The organism is Rhizobium sp. CCGE 510, assembly GCF_000292525.1.
Taxonomy (GTDB): domain Bacteria; phylum Pseudomonadota; class Alphaproteobacteria; order Rhizobiales; family Rhizobiaceae; genus Rhizobium.
Genome location: NZ_AEYF01000044.1, coordinates 659,615 through 674,322, shown reverse-complemented (window position 1 = coordinate 674,322; position 14,708 = coordinate 659,615). Strand labels below are relative to the sequence as shown.

The 14,708-nt window shown below is 61.1% G+C and carries 17 protein-coding genes; 10 read left to right on the top strand and 7 right to left on the bottom strand.

Annotation, left to right across the window (positions count from 1 at the left end):
• Window positions 1–54: 54 nt before the first annotated feature.
• The 7 genes from RCCGE510_RS23385 (at window position 55) to deoA (ending at window position 7,047) form a co-directional block, all read left to right on the top strand.
• Window positions 55–1,566 carry an ABC transporter ATP-binding protein gene (locus RCCGE510_RS23385; RefSeq protein WP_007634092.1) on the top strand — a complete coding sequence of 504 codons (1,512 nt, stop codon included), beginning with the start codon at window positions 55–57 and terminating at the stop codon, window positions 1,564–1,566.
• Between the two features lie 7 nt (window positions 1,567–1,573).
• A complete protein-coding gene (locus tag RCCGE510_RS23380) occupies window positions 1,574–2,677 on the top strand; it encodes an ABC transporter permease (protein ID WP_007634090.1) in 1,104 nt (367 codons plus the stop codon).
• Between the two features lie 10 nt (window positions 2,678–2,687).
• The gene (locus RCCGE510_RS23375) at window positions 2,688–3,659 is read left to right on the top strand and encodes an ABC transporter permease (RefSeq protein ID WP_007634089.1); all 972 of its coding nucleotides are present in this window, start codon (window positions 2,688–2,690) and stop codon (window positions 3,657–3,659) included.
• A 1-nt stretch (window position 3,660) separates the two neighbouring features.
• Window positions 3,661–4,050 carry a cytidine deaminase gene (locus RCCGE510_RS23370; protein WP_007634088.1) on the top strand — a complete coding sequence of 130 codons (390 nt, stop codon included), beginning with the start codon at window positions 3,661–3,663 and terminating at the stop codon, window positions 4,048–4,050.
• Window positions 4,047–4,847 carry a purine-nucleoside phosphorylase gene (locus tag RCCGE510_RS23365; protein WP_007634087.1) on the top strand — a complete coding sequence of 267 codons (801 nt, stop codon included), beginning with the start codon at window positions 4,047–4,049 and terminating at the stop codon, window positions 4,845–4,847. The genes RCCGE510_RS23370 and RCCGE510_RS23365 overlap by 4 nt, the downstream gene beginning before the upstream one ends.
• Window positions 4,848–4,961: 114 nt before the next feature.
• Window positions 4,962–5,738, top strand: a complete 777-nt coding sequence (gene deoC, locus RCCGE510_RS23360) for a deoxyribose-phosphate aldolase (RefSeq protein WP_007634086.1) — start codon at window positions 4,962–4,964, stop codon at window positions 5,736–5,738.
• Window position 5,739: 1 nt separating this feature from the next.
• On the top strand, window positions 5,740–7,047 hold the full coding sequence (gene deoA / locus RCCGE510_RS23355) for a thymidine phosphorylase (RefSeq protein ID WP_007634085.1): 1,308 nt from the start codon (window positions 5,740–5,742) through the stop codon (window positions 7,045–7,047).
• A 4-nt stretch (window positions 7,048–7,051) separates the two neighbouring features.
• On the opposite strand, the gene RCCGE510_RS23350 is transcribed toward deoA, so the two are convergent.
• The 7 genes from RCCGE510_RS23350 to RCCGE510_RS23320 form a co-directional block, all read right to left on the bottom strand.
• Complete coding sequence (locus tag RCCGE510_RS23350; protein WP_037079467.1) at window positions 7,052–7,621, bottom strand: TIGR02281 family clan AA aspartic protease; 570 nt, start codon at window positions 7,619–7,621, stop codon at window positions 7,052–7,054.
• A gap of 126 nt (window positions 7,622–7,747) precedes the next feature.
• Window positions 7,748–8,377, bottom strand: a complete 630-nt coding sequence (gene upp, locus RCCGE510_RS23345; protein ID WP_003544477.1) for a uracil phosphoribosyltransferase — start codon at window positions 8,375–8,377, stop codon at window positions 7,748–7,750.
• Between the two features lie 112 nt (window positions 8,378–8,489).
• Entirely contained in the window at window positions 8,490–9,458 is a 969-nt protein-coding gene (locus RCCGE510_RS23340) for an adenosine deaminase (RefSeq protein ID WP_007634081.1), read from the bottom strand.
• A complete protein-coding gene (locus tag RCCGE510_RS23335; RefSeq protein WP_007634080.1) occupies window positions 9,455–10,675 on the bottom strand; it encodes a phosphopentomutase in 1,221 nt (406 codons plus the stop codon). The genes RCCGE510_RS23340 and RCCGE510_RS23335 overlap by 4 nt, the downstream gene beginning before the upstream one ends.
• A 155-nt stretch (window positions 10,676–10,830) precedes the next feature.
• On the bottom strand, window positions 10,831–11,412 hold the full coding sequence (locus RCCGE510_RS23330) for a TadE/TadG family type IV pilus assembly protein (protein WP_007634079.1): 582 nt from the start codon (window positions 11,410–11,412) through the stop codon (window positions 10,831–10,833).
• Window positions 11,412–12,047, bottom strand: a complete 636-nt coding sequence (locus RCCGE510_RS23325) for a TadE/TadG family type IV pilus assembly protein (protein ID WP_007634078.1) — start codon at window positions 12,045–12,047, stop codon at window positions 11,412–11,414. The genes RCCGE510_RS23330 and RCCGE510_RS23325 overlap by 1 nt, the downstream gene beginning before the upstream one ends.
• Window positions 12,048–12,161: 114 nt before the next feature.
• Window positions 12,162–12,572, bottom strand: a complete 411-nt coding sequence (locus RCCGE510_RS23320; protein WP_007634072.1) for a pilus assembly protein N-terminal domain-containing protein — start codon at window positions 12,570–12,572, stop codon at window positions 12,162–12,164.
• 380 nt (window positions 12,573–12,952) lie between these two features.
• Here RCCGE510_RS23320 and RCCGE510_RS23315 point away from each other — a divergent pair, with 380 nt between their 5' ends.
• The 3 genes from RCCGE510_RS23315 to cpaB all read left to right on the top strand — a co-directional run bounded on the left by RCCGE510_RS23315 (window position 12,953) and on the right by cpaB (window position 14,700).
• On the top strand, window positions 12,953–13,138 hold the full coding sequence (locus tag RCCGE510_RS23315; protein ID WP_007634070.1) for a Flp family type IVb pilin: 186 nt from the start codon (window positions 12,953–12,955) through the stop codon (window positions 13,136–13,138).
• A 123-nt stretch (window positions 13,139–13,261) separates the two neighbouring features.
• A complete protein-coding gene (locus RCCGE510_RS23310; RefSeq protein WP_007634067.1) occupies window positions 13,262–13,774 on the top strand; it encodes a prepilin peptidase in 513 nt (170 codons plus the stop codon).
• Between the two features lie 110 nt (window positions 13,775–13,884).
• Window positions 13,885–14,700, top strand: a complete 816-nt coding sequence (gene cpaB / locus RCCGE510_RS23305; RefSeq protein ID WP_007634065.1) for a Flp pilus assembly protein CpaB — start codon at window positions 13,885–13,887, stop codon at window positions 14,698–14,700.
• Window positions 14,701–14,708: the final 8 nt, after the last annotated feature.

Sequence of the window (14,708 nt, the reverse complement as noted above, 5' to 3'; positions counted from 1 at the left end):
GCGTATGGCGGAGGGGATTTTCGCCATACGCCCTTTTCTTATTTGGAGCCTGCAGTGACAGATAAGCCCGCTATCGAGCTTGTCGGCATCGATAAGAAATTCGGTGCCGTCCATGCCAACAAGGACATCAACCTCACCGTTGCCAGGGGGACGATCCACGGGATCATCGGCGAAAACGGCGCCGGCAAATCGACGCTGATGTCGATCATTTACGGTTTCTACCATGCCGATAGCGGCGAGATCCGCGTCAACGGCGATCCCGTCACCATCCGCGACAGCCAGGCGGCGATCGCCACCGGCATCGGTATGGTGCACCAGCATTTCATGCTGGTCGACAATTTCACGGTGCTTGAGAACATCATGCTCGGCGCCGAAGGCGGCATGCTGCTGGCGAGAGGCGTTGCATCGGCCCGCGCCGAACTCAAGCGGCTGGAAACGGAATACGGCCTCGAGGTCGATCCGGACGCGCTGATCGAAGAGCTTCCGGTCGGCCTGCAGCAGCGCGTCGAAATCCTCAAAGCCATGTATCGCGGCGCCGAGATCCTGATCCTCGACGAACCCACCGGTGTGCTGACCCCGGCCGAGGCTGACCACCTCTTCCGCATTCTCAAGGTGTTGCGCGACCAGGGCAAGACGATCATCCTCATCACCCACAAGCTGCGCGAGATCATGGCGATCACCGATACGGTTTCCGTCATGCGCCGCGGCGAGATGGTCGCGACCCGCAAGACGGCGGAAACGACGGTGGAGGAGCTTGCCGAACTGATGGTCGGCCGCCGCGTGCTGCTGCGCGTGCAGAAGGGCGAGGCGAACCCGGGAGCTGCCGTGCTCTCCGTCCGCAACCTTTCGGTCAAGGACAATCGCGGCGTCACCATGGTCGACAACGTCTCCTTCGACGTGCGCGCCGGCGAGATCGTCGGCATCGCCGGGGTTGCCGGCAACGGCCAGTCCGAATTGCTGGAGGCGATTGCCGGCATCCGCAAGCCGGCCTCCGGCGAAATCCTGCTCGACGGCCAGACGATCGACAAGGCCGATCCGGCCCGCCTGCGCGAGCTCGGTCTCGCCCATATTCCGGAAGACCGCCACCACATGGGCCTGGTGCTGAAATTCGAAGAATACGAAAATTCCGTGCTCGGCTATCACCGGCGTCCGGGCTACAGCAAAGGCCCGCTGCTCGATCTCGAAGCGATCCGCAAGGATGCAATGGGGATGATCGAGAAATACGACATCCGCCCGCCGAACCCGCGGTTGAAGACAGCGAATTTTTCCGGCGGCAACCAGCAGAAGATCGTCGTTGCACGCGAGATTGAGCGCGATCCGAAGATGCTGATCATCGGCCAGCCGACCCGCGGCGTCGATATCGGCGCCATCGAATTCATCCACCGCCGGATCATCGAAATGCGCGACGCCGGCAAGGCGATCCTGCTCGTCTCCGTCGAACTCGATGAAATCCGCTCCCTTTCAGACCGTATCCTTGTCATGTTTGCCGGCCATGTGGTCGGCGAGAAGACGCCCGATGCCGGTGAACAGACCCTCGGCCTGATGATGGCCGGCATTGCCGCGTGAGGCCTTTATGAGCACTGCTTCCGTTCCGCTACCACACTGGATCAATTACGGCCTGATCCCGCTTTTGAACCTCGTCGTCGCCTTCCTGATCTCCGGTTTTGTCGTCTGGCTGATCGGCGAAAGCCCGCTCGACGCGCTGTCGCTGCTGATCGAGGGTGCGCTCGGCAACGGTGAAGGCATCGGCTTTACGCTCTACTATGCGACGAGCTTCATTTTTACTGGCCTCTCCGTCGCGGTGGCAATCCATGCCGGCCTCTTCAACATCGGCTCTGAAGGTCAGGCCTATGTCGGCGGTCTCGGCTGCGCGCTGGTGGCACTGGCGCTCGATCGTTACGTTCCCTGGTATGTGACGATGCCGATCGCCGTCATTGGCGCAGGTCTCTTTGGTGCGGCCTGGGCCTTCATCCCCGCTTTCCTCCAGGCCAAGCGCGGCAGCCATATCGTCATCACCACGATCATGTTCAACTATATCGCCGCCGCGCTCATGGTGTATCTGCTGGTGCACGTGCTGATCGTGCCGGGCAAGATGGCGCCTGAAACCCGCACCTTCCTTGAGGGAGGGCAGCTTCCAAAGCTCGGTTGGCTCATGACGATGTTCGGAGCCAAGCTGGGTGCTGCGCCGTTCAACGTCTCCTTTATCATCGCCCTTCTTGCCGCCTGGTTTGTCTGGGTCCTGATCTGGCGCACCAAGCTTGGCTTCGAGATGCGCACGCTGGGTGTGAGCTCGACGGCTGCCGACTATGCTGGCATTCCCTATGCTCGGATCGTTATCATCGCCATGCTGCTCTCCGGCGCGCTCGCCGGCATGATGGCGCTGAACCCGGTCATGGGCTCGTCGGCCCGCCTGCAGGTGGAATTCGTCGGTGGTGCCGGCTTCGTCGGCATCGCGGTCTCGCTGATGGGGCGCAATCATCCGCTCGGTATCGTCTTCGCTGCGATCCTGTTCGGCATCCTCTACCAGGGTGGCGACTGGATTTCCTTCGAAATGCCGAACATCACCCGCGAGATGATCCTTGTCATCCAGGGTCTGGTGATCCTCTTTGCCGGCGCGCTGGAATACATGTTCCGGCCGGCGGTGGTGCGCCTCTACCAACAGTTCAAGCGCGGTTAAGGAGCGGGCGATGGATTATTATGACATCTTCATCAGCGTTCTGAGCTCGACCATTCGTCTGTCGATCCCGCTGATCTTCACCGCCCTTGCCGGTCTGTTTTCCGAACGCGCCGGCATTTTCGATATCGGCCTTGAGGGCAAGATGCTGGGCTCGGCCTTTGCGGCCGCCTGCATCGCCTATCTCACCGATTCGGCCTGGCTCGGGCTTGGCGCCGGCATCGTCTGTTCGGTGGCACTCAGCCTGGTGCATGGCTTTGCCTCGATCACCAACCGCGGCAACCAGATCGTCTCGGGTGTGGCGATCAACTTCTTCATCGCCGGCATCACCATCGTGCTCGGTCAGGCCTGGTTCGGCCAAGGCGGGCGCACGCCGCAGCTGTCACCGGATGCGCGTTTCGCACCGATCGTCCTGCCGGGTGCCGATGCCGCCCGCGACATACCGATCCTCGGCCCGCTCTATGCCAATGTCATATCGGGCAACAATATTCTGACCTACCTCGCCTTTCTTGCCGTACCGTTTTCCTGGTGGGTGCTTTACCGCACCCGCTTCGGCCTGCGGCTGCGCGCCGTCGGCGAAAACCCGGGTGCGGTGGATACCGCCGGCATCTCGGTCGCCTGGCTGCGCTACCGCGCCGTCATGTGCGCCGGCATCCTCTGCGGCTTTGCCGGCACCTATCTGGCGATTGCCCAGTCCGCCGCCTTCATCAAGGACATGTCGGCCGGCAAGGGTTATATCGCGCTCGCCGCCCTGGTCTTCGCCAAGTGGAAGCCGGTGCCGGTCATGTTTGCCTGCCTGCTTTTCGGTTTCCTCGATGCGCTGGCCAATTTCATGCAGGGCAAGCAGGTGCCGCTGATCGGCGAAGTGCCGGTACAGGTCTTCCAGGCGCTGCCCTATATCCTGACCTGCATCCTGCTTGCCGGCTTCATCGGCGTCGCGACCCCGCCGAAAGCCGGCGGCGTGCCCTATACGAAGGAGCGTTGATATGTCTCACGATCTGTTCGAAGCCGCTCGCGGCGCCATGGCCTTCGCGCACGCGCCCTATTCCAAATTCCCGGTCGGCGCGGCGATCCGTGCCGAGGACGGCAAGGTCTATACCGGCGCCAACATCGAAAACCTGTCCTTTCCACAAGGATGGTGTGCCGAGCCGACGGCGATCGGCGCCATGATCATGGGCGGCGCCAAGAAAATCGTCGAAATGGCGGTCATTGCCGAGAAGCTGCCGCTCTGCCCGCCCTGCGGCGGTTGCCGCCAGAAAATCTCCGAATTCGCCTCCAAGGAGACGAGGATCTATCTTTGCGATGAGACTGGCGTGCAGAAGACCATGACGATGGAAGAGCTGCTTCCCTTCAGCTTCGAGACCGAACTCGGATGAAGGCGACAGTCAACCTGCTTGCCGCATTGCTCGGCGGCATCAAGCCGCGCCACGGCATCGTGCTCGGCTCCGGTCTCGGCTCCCTCGTCGGCCAGTTGGACGGCGCCGTCCGCGTTCCCTATCGCGACCTGCCGGGCTTTCCCGTCAGTGCCGTCTCCGGCCATGCAGGCGAAGTCGTCGCCGGCCGCCTTGGCGGCGTGCCTGTCGTCATGCTCTCCGGCCGCGTTCATTATTATGAGAAGGGCGATGCCGGCGCCATGCGCCTGCCGATCGAGGTGCTGAAGGCGCTCGGCGTCGAAGCGTTGATCCTGACCAATTCTGCCGGATCGCTGCGCGACGACCTGCCGCCCGGGTCGGTGATGCAGATCACCGATCACATCAACTATTCCGGCATGAACCCGCTGATCGGCGAGGAAAGCGATCATCGTTTCGTCGGCATGACCAATGCCTATGATGCAGGCCTCGCCGCGGCGATGCAAAGGGCAGCGGCAAAGCTCGAAATCGAGCTGGCGCGCGGTGTCTATATGTGGTTCTCGGGCCCGAGCTTCGAAACGCCGGCCGAAATCCGCATGGCCCGCATCCTCGGCGCCGATGCCGTCGGCATGTCGACGGTGCCCGAGGTGATCATCGCAAGAATGCTGGGCCTGAGGGTTGCCGCCGCCTCGGTTATCACCAACTATGGGGCAGGCATGACCGGCAATGAGCTCAGCCATGAAGAAACCAAGGACATGGCGCCCATCGGCGGCGCCCGTCTCGCCGCCATATTGAAAGACATGATTGCGGCTAGAACAGGATGATTTTAGGCCGGGCCGGCCTAAAATCTGAATCCTGTTCTAAATGATATAGTTAGAGCATGATGTCATGAGAAAACCGCCCACACTTTTCGGCATCATGCTCCAGAGGAAGTGAAGATGAATAGCCATTCCATCCGGGAAACGGCGGCTGTCGCCCTTTCCCTGCTCGATCTCACCAATTTGAAGGACGATTGCACCGAGGCGCAGATCGATGTGCTCTGCGCCCGCGCGCAGACGCCCTACGGCAACAGCGCTGCAATCTGCATCTGGCCGCGCTTCGTCGCTCAGGCCCGCAATATCCTCGGTACCGGCCATGCCGTGCGCATCGCCACCGTCGTCAACTTCCCCTCCGGCGATATGGAAGTGGCCGACGTCGCCGCCGAAACACGCGAGGCGATTGCCGATGGCGCTGACGAGATCGATCTGGTCATCCCCTATCGCAAGCTGATTTCCGGCAATGAGAAGGCGGTGACCGACATGGTCAGGGCCGTGCGCGCCGAATGCGTCGGCCTTGTCCTTCTGAAGGTCATCGTCGAAAGCGGCGAGTTAAAGGATGCAGCATTGATCCGCCGCGCCTCCGAACTCGCGATCGACGCGGGCGCCGATTTCATCAAGACCTCTACCGGCAAGGTCGCCGTCAACGCGACGCTGGAAGCCGCCGACATCATGATCCGCGCCATTCGCGAGAGCGGCCGCAAGGTTGGCTTCAAGCCGGCCGGCGGCATCGGTTCGGTGGCCGATGCGGCGCTCTATCTCAGCCTTGCCGAAACCATCATGGCGCCCGACTGGGCGATGCCGTCGACCTTCCGATTCGGCGCTTCCGGCCTGCTTGACGATATCCTGGCGGTTCTGAGCGGAACACAGTCTGCATCGGCTGCGGCGTCGAGCTATTGAGATGATCCCGCAGGAGATCATCCGGCGCAAGCGCGATGGCGACGAACTCGACCCCGACGATATCCGGTCCTTCATCGCGGCCCTCGCTGCTGGACAAATGTCGGAAGGCCAGATCGGCGCCTTCGCCATGGCCGTCTGGTTCAAGGGCATGTCGCGGGCCGAGACCGTCGCCCTGACGCTGGCGATGGCAGACTCCGGCGACCGGCTGCAATGGGCCGATATCGACCGCCCGATCGCCGACAAACATTCAACCGGAGGGGTCGGCGACAATGTTTCGCTGATGCTGGCGCCGATCGCAGCGGCCTGCGGCCTCGCCGTTCCGATGATTTCAGGGCGCGGCCTCGGCCATACCGGCGGCACGCTGGATAAACTCGAATCCATTCCCGGCTATATGATCACTCCGGATGCCGACCTGTTCCACAAGGTCGTCAAGGAAGCCGGATGCGCCATCATCGGTCAGACCGGGGCTCTGGCGCCTGCCGACGGCAGGCTCTATGCCGTGCGCGATGTGACTGCCACCGTCGATTCCATTCCCCTCATCACCGCCTCCATCCTGTCGAAGAAACTTGCGGCCGGGCTCCAGACGCTGGTGCTCGACGTCAAGGTCGGCAACGGCGCCTTCATGACAGACCGTGCCCAGGCGGAGATCCTGGCGCAGTCGCTGGTCGAGGTCGCCAATGGCGCAGGTGTCACCACCTCGGCGCTGATCACCGACATGAACCAGCCGCTCGCCGATGCCGCCGGCAACACGGTCGAGATGCGCAACTGCCTGGATTTCCTGACGGGTGGAAAAACGGACACGCGGCTCGAAACCGTCGTTCTTGCCTTCGCCGCCGAAATGCTGGTGAAATCGGGCGTTGCACCTTCCGCTGATGAAGGCGAGGGGATGGCGCGCAAGGCCCTGTCATCCGGACGGGCGGCAGAGGTTTTCGCCCGCATGGTCTCCATGCTCGGCGGCCCGGCCGATCTCATCGAAAACCCCGGCAAATATCTGGCCAGGGCGCCTGTGGAAAAACCTGTTCTCGCCCCTCGGTCCGGCTGGCTTGCCGCCTGTAATACGCGCGGTATCGGCATCAGCGTCATCGATCTCGGCGGCGGAAGACGTCATCCGGCCGACCGGATCGATCATCGCGTCGGCTTCTCCGAGCTCTTGCCGCTTGGCACCCGTGTCAGCGCCGGTGAACCGATCGCGCTGGTTCACGCCGCCGATGAAGCAGCTGCGGACCGGGCAGTGGCGGCACTTGCCGCGCACTGCCGCATCACCGAGGAAAAGCCGGAGCTGGAGCCGGTGATTTCGACCCGGATCTGATGGTTTATTGCTTCAGGCTGAGCGAACCGTCGGCGACGGAATAGGAGGCGAGCTTTTGCAGAAAGCTCATGCCGACCAGCGTCGTCGTCAGCGCTTCGTCCTTGAGGACGAACGCTTCGACGTCGCGCACACGGATACCGCCGATTTCGACCCGGTCGAGCATCACGTGTGCCGCCTTCGTCTGGCCGTTCGCGGTGTTCACCCCGTAGCGGAAATCGAGTTGGTTGGCGGTGAAGCCCAATCGGCGGGCGAGCGTCTCGTTGAGCGCGACATAGGTGGCGCCAGTATCGATCAGGCCTTGCACCGGCTTGCCGTTGATCTTGAAGCCGCCGGTATAATGCCCTTGCGCATCCGCTTGCAGACGGATCGCATTGCTGCCGGAGACCGGTGCGGGTGCCGCGGGCTTGTCGCTTTCGGTCGATAGGTAATTGGCGGAAAGAGCGCCAGCAGACTGCTGGCCGGTGTCTCCGAAGAAGGAAGGCACCTGTGTTGCGAGCACCGCGGCGATGCTGGCGAATAGGACGGTACGCACGAGCATGAAACAGAAATCCTTCCTGTATAAACCCCGCTTCATGTGGGGCCTCATGCTTCAGGATTGCTAAACCTCAAGTGCTGACAAGTTGCTAATATCACCAACGAAAAGGCCCGGAATGAACCACCGGGCCTTAAAGTCTTGCGATTGGGTAAACGAAAGCTGAAATTACTTGGTGCCGTACATGCGGTCGCCGGCATCGCCGAGACCGGGCATGATATAGCCCTTTTCGTTGAGATGACTGTCGATCGAGGCGGTGAATACCGGAACATCGGGATGCGCAGCGCGGAAGTTGCGGATGCCTTCCGGGGCGGCAAGCAGGCAGAGGAAGCGGATATTGTGGGCGCCGCGTTCCTTGAGCTTGTCGATCGCGGCGATCGACGAATTGCCGGTTGCAAGCATTGGGTCGACGACGATGATCAGCCGCTCGGCCACGTCTTCCGGCGCCTTGAAATAATATTCGACCGGCTGCAGCGTTTCGTGGTCGCGGTAGACGCCGATATGCGAGACGCGAGCGGACGGCACGAGATCAAGCATGCCTTCGAGAAGCCCGTTGCCGGCGCGCAGGATCGAGGCGAAGACCAGCTTCTTGCCCTCGAGGATCGGCGATTCCATCGTCTGCAACGGCGTCTCGATCGTTTCCATCGTCAGTTCGAGATCGCGGGTCACCTCGTAACAGAGCAGCGTCGAGATTTCGCGCAGCAACCGCCGGAAACTTCCCGTCGATGTCTCCTTGCGCCGCATGATGGTGAGTTTGTGCTGCACCAGCGGGTGATCGATGACCGTGACGCCGTCCATGGGTAAGCCTTTCATTCTTTCTATCGACTGTTTCTTTCACGGAAATCGGCCCGACTGCAAGAGTGGCGGCCAATTTGCGCCGATCATCCCCACCTCGCTCCACATTTAGCTTTCAAAGCCGAGCGAGCAGGGCCTTGCGTGTCTCCTCGTCGACGAAGGCCGCCTCGATCGCCGTGCGCGTCATGGCATCGATCTCGTCGTCGCTGAAGCCGAAAGCCTCGGCGGCAAGTTCGTATTCCCGCTCAAGCGAGGTATGAAAGAACGGCGGATCGTCCGAGCTGATCGTCACCCGCACGCCGGCTTCCTTCAGCCGGCGCAGCGGATGCGAAGCGAAATCGGGAAAGACCTTAAGCGCGATATTGGAGCCCGGGCAGATCTCGAGCACGGTGCCGAGATCGGCAAGCCGCTTCACCAGATCGAGATCCTCGATGGCGCGCACGCCATGGCCGATGCGTGAGGGGCGCACGGCATCGAGCGCGTCGGCGACACTGAAGGCGCCGCAGACCTCGCCGGCATGGATGGTGAGCCCGAGGCCGGCATCGCGGGCGATATCGAAGGCCCTGGCATAGTCGGCGACGCGTCCCATCCGCTCTTCGCCGGCAAGGTTGAAGCCGGTAATCAGAGGATTGCCGGCCTTAGCCGCGTATTCGGCGGCACCGATGACGCTCTCCGGACCGAAATGCCGCTCGCCGGTAACGATCAGCCGGGCCTCGATGCCGGTCTTTTCCCGGGCCCGCCGGATGCCTTCGCAGATGCCCGATATATAGGCGTCGGCGCCGAGACCGATGCGTTTGCCGTGGTCGGGAGAAACGATTAGTTCGCTGTAGATCGAATTGATGCCGGCGAGCTGGTCGAGATAGGTTTCGGTCAGAAGCGCATAGTCCTCCTCGGTCCTGTAGACCTCGGAAACCTTGTCGTAACATTCGAGGAAGCTTGCGAAATCATGCCAGATATAGGCGCCGCCGCGAAGCTCGCCGCTGATATCGACGCCATACTTGCGCGCCTGCGCCTCGGTCAGAACCGGAGGTGCCGCACCCTCCAGATGGCAGTGCAGTTCGACCTTTTTCAAATGCGATGTCACAGAAAGCTCCTTCCATGCGCTCCGGCCGGAATGGAGAGATGGCGCGCTAAGCTTTCACCGATATCGGCATAGCTGCGGCGCACGCCGATCGAACGCGACCGGATGCCAGGCCCATAGGCGATGACAGGCACGCGCTCGCGCGTATGGTCCGTGCCGCGCCAGGTCGGGTCGCAGCCGTGGTCGGCGGTGAGCACGACGAGATCGCCTGGCTTCAGCTTCTTGTGGACTTCGGCCAAGCGGGCATCGAAGGCTTCGAGCGCCGCCGCATAACCCGGCACATCGCGGCGATGGCCGTAAATCATGTCGAAATCGACGAAATTGGTGAAGACGAGATCGCCGTCCTCGGCCTCGTCGATGGTTGAGAGCGATGCATCCATCAGCGCATTGTTGCCATTTGCCTTGATGACCCTGGAAATGCCCTGATGCGCGAAGATGTCGCCGATCTTTCCGACTGCATGCACATGCCGGCCGTGTTCGATCAGCCGGTCGAGCAGCGTCGGCTCCGGCGGCAGCACGGAGAAGTCGCGCCGGTTTCCGGTGCGTTGGAAGGTCGAGGGGGACTGACCGATGAAGGGCCGGGCGATGACGCGGCCGATACTATAGCGATCGAGCATCCCGCGGGCCAGACGGCAGAAAGTGAGCAGGCGATCGAGGCCGAAATGCCCTTCGTGCGCTGCGACCTGGAAGACCGAATCCGAGGAGGTGTAGCAGATCGGTTTGCCGGTGCGGATATGGTCCTCGCCGAGCCGGGCGATGATCTCCGTTCCAGAGGCATGGCAGTTGCCAAGAATGCCGGGCACATCGGCCTCCCTGCACAATGCCTCGATGAATTCGGCAGGAAAGGCCTCGCCTTCCATCGGGAAATAACCCCAATCGAAACTGACAGGTGTTCCTGCGATCTCCCAATGACCTGATGGCGTATCCTTGCCGCGGGAGATTTCGGTGGCGGCGCCATAAATGCCGTAGACCTTCTCGGGAACGGGCATGCCGGCTGGGAATCGGCCCGATGCCGACCGGGCGATCTGCATCAGCCCGAGTTCCGACAGGTTGGGCAGGCAAAGCGGCCCGCTGCGCAATCCGGCACGGTCTGCGGCTCCGGCTGCGCAGAACTCGGCGATATGGCCGAGCGTATCGGCGCCCTCGTCGCCATAGGCCGCCGCATCCGGCGCTCCGCCAACGCCGAAAGAATCCAGAACGAAAAGAAAGGCACGCGCCATTTTACACCCGAGAGAGCCGATCGCCGGCCCCAGGGACGTCGGAGCGGCAGAGCCTCAGGCATATAATGCTGCGGCCGGCTTGGCAAATTCGAGAAGAGGGAAGGGGGCGTTCCTGCGCCGCCGCGCGTCTCATCAGACGCGCAAATCACGATGCGTCAGCAGTCGCTGCAGGCGATCGAGTCGCCTTGCCGCTGGCGGTAGAAATAACTGCGGCTGATGGTGATCGTGCGCATGCCGTCCGGCAGGAAGTTCGGCGCAAACAGGAACATCGTATAGGGGATGCTGAGCTCGGTGCGAACAAGGAAGCTGTTGGCGGTCTTCATATCAGACGGCACATTGCTCACGGCGGTGTTCTTGGCATAGGGCGCGGTTCCGTCCTGCGCCCAAGACCAGAGCACTTTTGCATTGGCGCTGGCGTCGATGGTAATTCCGGTGATCTTCAGCGTCAGCGACGTGTTGTTGTAAGGCACGAAGATCGCGGTTGCGACCGACGGCATCTGTGCAAGCGTGCTCTTCGTGACGGATTGCTGCTGGGTGACGAGGTCGGCCACCGTGCCTGCGGCGCGTGTCAACCGCTTGCTGACGCTGAGGCCGATCGTGATCTCGAAAGCGCCGATATAGAGCATGACGAGCACGGGAAAGAGGATCGCGAATTCGATCGCTCCGGCGCCCTTGCGGTTTCGGGCCAGCCGCCGCGCCGTCAATACCAGTCTGCTGAACGGGTTGCGCAACGCCATTATGGATACTGCTCGTTCTGCAAGGCCGCGGTCGCGACGATCAGATATTCCCTCGGCATCGAACCGTCGGAGGGACGTATCGTCGTGATATAGGGCCGGACCAGATCCGCGGTGATTTCCCAGCGATAGTAGGCGCGGACCATGTTGATGGTGCCTGCGCCGCCTGGCGCATATTTGAAGGCCGCCGTGTTGAGGTCGGCATATCTGTCGGTCGAAAGCTTGGGAATTGTCGTCGGAATGGCCGAGAAGCTGCTGAATGTCTGTACATCCAGGTAGAGCTTGCTCGGCGTAGCCACTTCGCTCGTCGAGCAGCGGATCAGGATCGAAATCTCATCGCAGAAAGCCTGGCGGAATTGCGCCTGGTTCATATCCGTCGTGCGGCCGAGATTATAAGTGATCTGCCCGGTTCGCATCTTGCGGCTCATCGTATCGACGGCATTCGACACGAGTTCCTCGGCAGCAAAGGCGACGAAGGTTTCGAGGATTGCAAAAATCACCAGGAAATAGGGAATGGCGAGCAAGGCGAATTCGATCGCCGCGGAACCCTCGCGCGAGCGGCAGAGCGCGCGAAACCGTGAAAAACGGAACAGCGCCGAGACGCGCGCTTTATCCGTCTTCTGATCAATTACCGTCATTGCCTGGACCCGAGCGACATTCTCTGCCCGCCACACTAGGGTCCGTTCGTTGATTTTCCGTTTCAGTTTGACGCGACGATTTTAACGATTGGCCGAAGAAGAGAGGTAAACCAATCAGGGTGAGGTGGTGGCGGTCGCCGCCTGCTGTGCGTGCTGCTCGCAGTTCGGCGTGCAGGACAGCACGGAGCGTTCGGTCTGCCGGTAGACGCGCACCGTATTGCCCTCATCGATCGACACCAGAATACGCTCGTCGAGGATCGCATTGCCATCGGCATCGAGCAGCACCAGATTGGTGGTGCCGAAGCTGCGCCCTGTGAGAACGATGGTCTTGGCATCGGCGACGGTCGCATCGGCAACCTTGGCATTGCCGACGATGACCTTGCTGACAGGGCGGTCGAGCTTCAATACGCGCGCGTGATCCATATAGACGCGCAGCATGTCATCGTCTGCGGCCGCGGAAATTCCCGAAACACCGAAAACGGCGATCATGCCGGCAAAGAAAATTGTTTTGCCGCTCGATGACATTTGGTCCTCTTTCATGATCACAGCGCAATATCCGCATAGAATGGAAAAAAATGGTGAACGAAGCCTTAAGCTCGCCTGCCTGTTCCGGGATGAGGCGAAATGATCCGATTTGGCACGGCTTCAGGACCGCACACGCTCGGGTTGGAAGTAAGACCTGTGCTATTATCGGATGAATCCAGCGGTTATTCCGGGAAGATTGTTAAATATTGAAGTAGTCGCATAAGAAAATACTTACCCTGCAAGGGGCTGGTGTCTCGTTGACTCCTCGTTAACTCTTTTCTTTAAGCCGATGGAAACGCCCATTCGCTACGTTGCAGTCATCCGATCAACGGCAAACAGTTGGCGGACGTGCTGAACATCAACTGGAGTTAGGAGTTACCATGACCAAGCTTTTTAGCCGTTTTCTGAAGGACGAATCCGGCGCGACCGCAATTGAATACGGCCTGATCGCTGCCCTCATTTCCGTAGCGCTGATCACCGGCGCAACGGCGCTCGGCAACAGCATCAGCACCACGTTCAACAATCTGAGCACCAAGATGAACACCGGCGTCACGGCGTCGAACTAAAATAGGGGCAGCCACTTGGCGCCCATATTATACGGCCGGATCGGCTCCGACTGATCTATCGAGCGGGCTCACAGGCTGAACGGCCGTGAGCCTTTTCGCATCTCGTTATGACGGGGTATATGCATGATCGCCACTGCAGTGTTTGTGATATTGCCACTCTGCCTCTCCATGGCGGCCTTTTCCGATCTGTTCACCATGACGATCCCGAACCGCGTTTCTCTGATCCTTATTGCCTCTTTCTGCATCCTCGCGCCGCTCTCCGGCCTGGGCTGGGAGATGATCGGCATGCATCTTGCCGGTGCGGCAATCGTCTTCAGTGCCTGCTTCGCGCTTTTCGCCTTCAATGTGATGGGCGGCGGAGACGCCAAGCTGCTGAGCGCCACCGCGCTCTGGTTCGGTCTCAACCAATCTCTTGCCTTCCTGATGGTTGACGTCGCCATGATCGGCGGTCTGATAACCTTGCTAATCCTGCTGGTGAGAGCGCAAGCGAACACCATCCTAGCCATCGGCCTGCCGGTGCCGAATTCGGTCCTGCTGGCCAAGAAGATCCCCTACGGCATCGCCATCGCGATCGGTGGCTTCATGGCCTTCCCGTCCTCGCCGGTCTTCCTCGCCGCGCTGGAAGGCTTGAAATAACGGCATCTTAAATGCCCGTTAACTTAAAATGTAAGCGTTCCATTAACCATAATTATACCAATTGCTGAGCATTCTGCAGGGCGAACCTATCGTGCCCTGAGGAATGATCGATGAAACCGGCCCGCCTTATAATTCTTGCTGTCGCCGTGGTGGCAGCCGGCCTCGCCGGCCTCCTGGCGATGCGCATGGCAGGCAGTGGCAGTGTCGTTACCCAGGTCCAGTCGGTCATCGAGAAGGAACCGACCGTCAACGTCCTGGTCTCGAGCGCCAATCTGGCGGTCGGCGAGAGGCTGGGCGACCAGTCGGTTCATTGGATGGCCTGGCCGCAGGGCGCCGTTGTCCCGGGCCTGATGACTGAAGCCGACAAGCCGGATGCGATCAAGGATCTGCAGGGTGCCGTCGTGCGGCTGCCGATCTTCGAAGGCGAACCGATCCGGCCGGAAAAGGTCGCCGATTCCAGCAGCCGCATCCTTTCCTCGCTGTTGCCGGCCGGCAAACGCGCCGTCGCCACCGAGATATCGGTGGCAACAGGTGCCGGCGGCTTCATCCTGCCGAACGACCGCGTCGACGTCATTATGGTCCGCAAGGGCACTGAGGCCAATAAGCTCATCACCGAGACCGTACTGAGCAATGTCCGCGTTCTGGCCATCGACCAGCAGATTCAAGAAAAGGACGACGGCTCGAAGGCCGTGGTCGGCACCACCGCGACGCTCGAGCTGACGCCCGATCAAACGAAGGTTTTGGCCGTCGCCCAGCAGATGGCGGACCGGCTGTCGCTCGCACTGCGTTCCGTCGCCGATGCGCAGGAGCAGGATACCAGTGCCGCCGACTATCTGCTGAGTGGCGACAACGGCAGTTCGATCATCCAGGTCATCAAATCGGGCGCCATCGTCACCGATGCCAGCGCAGCGCCGAAGGCGGAGTAAAAGGACGT

What these genes read in the sequence shown, in the direction of transcription:
- RCCGE510_RS23350 (WP_037079467.1), bottom strand. Translation starts at nt 7,621, where the DNA reads ATGAAGCGGGGTTTATACAGGAAGGATTTCTGTTTCATGCTCGTGCGT.
- RCCGE510_RS23375 (WP_007634089.1), top strand. Translation starts at nt 2,688, where the DNA reads ATGGATTATTATGACATCTTCATCAGCGTTCTGAGCTCGACCATTCGT.
- upp (WP_003544477.1), bottom strand. Translation starts at nt 8,377, where the DNA reads ATGGACGGCGTCACGGTCATCGATCACCCGCTGGTGCAGCACAAACTC.
- RCCGE510_RS23315 (WP_007634070.1), top strand. Translation starts at nt 12,953, where the DNA reads ATGACCAAGCTTTTTAGCCGTTTTCTGAAGGACGAATCCGGCGCGACC.
- deoC (WP_007634086.1), top strand. Translation starts at nt 4,962, where the DNA reads ATGAATAGCCATTCCATCCGGGAAACGGCGGCTGTCGCCCTTTCCCTG.
- cpaB (WP_007634065.1), top strand. Translation starts at nt 13,885, where the DNA reads ATGAAACCGGCCCGCCTTATAATTCTTGCTGTCGCCGTGGTGGCAGCC.
- deoA (WP_007634085.1), top strand. Translation starts at nt 5,740, where the DNA reads ATGATCCCGCAGGAGATCATCCGGCGCAAGCGCGATGGCGACGAACTC.
- RCCGE510_RS23370 (WP_007634088.1), top strand. Translation starts at nt 3,661, where the DNA reads ATGTCTCACGATCTGTTCGAAGCCGCTCGCGGCGCCATGGCCTTCGCG.
- RCCGE510_RS23335 (WP_007634080.1), bottom strand. Translation starts at nt 10,675, where the DNA reads ATGGCGCGTGCCTTTCTTTTCGTTCTGGATTCTTTCGGCGTTGGCGGA.
- RCCGE510_RS23380 (WP_007634090.1), top strand. Translation starts at nt 1,574, where the DNA reads ATGAGCACTGCTTCCGTTCCGCTACCACACTGGATCAATTACGGCCTG.
- RCCGE510_RS23330 (WP_007634079.1), bottom strand. Translation starts at nt 11,412, where the DNA reads ATGGCGTTGCGCAACCCGTTCAGCAGACTGGTATTGACGGCGCGGCGG.
- RCCGE510_RS23325 (WP_007634078.1), bottom strand. Translation starts at nt 12,047, where the DNA reads ATGACGGTAATTGATCAGAAGACGGATAAAGCGCGCGTCTCGGCGCTG.
- RCCGE510_RS23365 (WP_007634087.1), top strand. Translation starts at nt 4,047, where the DNA reads ATGAAGGCGACAGTCAACCTGCTTGCCGCATTGCTCGGCGGCATCAAG.
- RCCGE510_RS23310 (WP_007634067.1), top strand. Translation starts at nt 13,262, where the DNA reads ATGATCGCCACTGCAGTGTTTGTGATATTGCCACTCTGCCTCTCCATG.
- RCCGE510_RS23320 (WP_007634072.1), bottom strand. Translation starts at nt 12,572, where the DNA reads ATGTCATCGAGCGGCAAAACAATTTTCTTTGCCGGCATGATCGCCGTT.